This window comes from Sphingopyxis sp. (genome assembly GCF_036402335.1).
Classification (GTDB): domain Bacteria; phylum Pseudomonadota; class Alphaproteobacteria; order Sphingomonadales; family Sphingomonadaceae; genus Sphingopyxis.
The window spans coordinates 1-1,985 of record NZ_DASWTD010000254.1 but is presented as its reverse complement, the minus strand read 5'-3'; the positions used below and the strand labels follow the sequence as shown (position 1 = coordinate 1,985).

At 64.6% G+C, this 1,985-nt stretch carries 2 protein-coding genes; one reads left to right on the top strand and one right to left on the bottom strand.

The window, feature by feature from the left end; translation table 11 throughout:
• On the top strand, window positions 1–1,063 hold a 1,063-nt coding region (locus tag VGD20_RS07995), incomplete at its 5' end, for an acyl-CoA dehydrogenase family protein (protein WP_331133940.1).
• A 125-nt stretch (window positions 1,064–1,188) separates the two neighbouring features.
• Here the strand turns inward: VGD20_RS07995 and VGD20_RS07990 are convergent.
• Window positions 1,189–1,890 carry a DUF899 family protein gene (locus VGD20_RS07990; protein ID WP_331133939.1) on the bottom strand — a complete coding sequence of 234 codons (702 nt, stop codon included), beginning with the start codon at window positions 1,888–1,890 and terminating at the stop codon, window positions 1,189–1,191.
• Between the last annotated feature and the right edge of the window lie 95 nt (window positions 1,891–1,985).

The window sequence follows — 1,985 nt, the reverse complement described above, 5'->3', positions numbered from 1 at the left end:
CGAAACGCGCCAGAAGTTCATCGCGAGCGACGCGGGCCGCGATCCCGCGATCTGGCAGGCGCTGGCGCAGGAACTCGGCATGCTCGGTGCGGCGTTCGGCGAAGAGCAGGGCGGCCTCGGCGGCGGCGCGCTCGAAAATGCGATCGTGATGGAGGAACTTGGCAAGGTGCTCGGCATCGAGCCTTATCTCCAGACCGTCGTGATCGGCGGCGGTGCGCTGAAGGCAGCGGGTGGAGCGCAGGCCGACGCGCTGATCCCCGAGATCATCGCCGGCAACGCGATTATCGCCTTTGCCTATGCCGAGCCGCAGGGCCGCTATGACCTCGCCAACCTCCGTACGACGGCGAAGAAGGATGGCGCGGGCTATCTGCTGAACGGGCACAAGAGCGTCGTGATCGCCGCGCCGTGGGCGACGCACCTGCTCGTCACCGCGCGCTCGGGAGGTAATCCGCGCGACCGCGACGGCGTGTCGCTGTTCCTGATCGACGCCAATCTGCCCGGCATCGTCCGCCGCGACTATCCGACCGTCGACGGCAGCCGTGCATCCGAAGTCTATTTCGAGAATGTCGCGATCCCCGGCGATGCGCTTCTCGGTCAGGAAGGAAACGGCCTGCCGCTGATCGAGCGGATCGTCGACGAAGCGACCGTCGCGGTGTGCGCCGAGGCGACCGGCGTGATGCAGAAACTCCATGAAGGCACGCTGGAGTATACGCAGCAGCGCAAGCAGTTCGGCGTGCCGATCGCGAAGTTCCAGGTGCTCCAGCACCGCATGGTCGACATGTTCATGGAGGTCGAACAGGCGCGGTCGATGACGATCATGGGCGTGCTCAAGCTCGACCTGCCCGCGAACGAGCGCATGGCAGCGGTTTCGGCGGCGAAGGCGAAAGTCAGCCGCGGGGCGAATTTCGTCGGCCAGAACGCGATCCAGACGCATGGCGGCATCGGCATCACGCAGGAACTCGCCATCGGCCATTATTTCAAACGCGCCACGATGATCGAGGGCCAGTTCGGCAGCCACGATTATCATATGAACCGCTATGAGCGGATCACGCTGGCCGATTGATAGGGGCAGCACCTCTCCATGCGGGGAGGGGCGTCGATGACCATGACCGCCGACCGCGACGGCTTGCGGCCTATCGAAGGGGGTGAGTGAACGCCGCGTCCCACCCCCAAAGAGCCCATTTATCCTTAATATTCCAGCGAGGGATACCAGTCGGTTCCGCGCCCGCCGGGGGTCAGGTCGAGGATATTCCACAGCGCGGCGATGTCGGGCGCGTCGCGCGGGTCCTGTCCCGGATCGGCCATGCCGGCGGTCATGTCGCTTTTCCAGAACAGGCGGATACCGTCCTTGCCGCGCTTGTAGACGACAATCGCCGCGAGGTCGCCGCCACCCGGCATCAGCAAGTCGAAATCGCGGACATAGTCGTTCCCGACCACCTGCAGGAAATCGAGCGCCTGCCAGCCGCGCTCGAGCGCGAACGCCTTCTGGCGTTCGACGGGGCTACGCCCGAAAACCTTGAAGGCGACGCGTTGCTTGATGTCGTTGGCGTTGCCGTCGACCGAACCCAGCCAGTTCGTGCACATCGGGCAGGGGCGCTCGCGTTCGGGGCCGTACATCCAGAAATAGCTGACCAGCGTATCATGCTCGCCGAACAGGTCGGCGAGGCCCAGTTCGGCGCCGTTCGCATCCTTGAATCGGTAATCCTTCATCAGCGGCCCCGGTGGCAGCTGGCGCCGCTGCTCGGCGACGCGAGTCATCCTGCGGCGCAGGTCGATCTCTTCGGCGAGCAGCGATTTGCGGGCCTTGGTATAGGCCTCGTCTTCACCGGGAAAAGCTCGTCTGCGGGAAGCCAGCGCCGGCGCAGCCGACAGGGTTTGGCGAAGGGCCATCAAATTCTCCTTTTTCGGGAGAACTCACGGTCAACGCCATTGTTGCAAACTTGTTTCACGGTTGCCCGCAGCCCTGCGTCGTTCCGTCGCAGTGG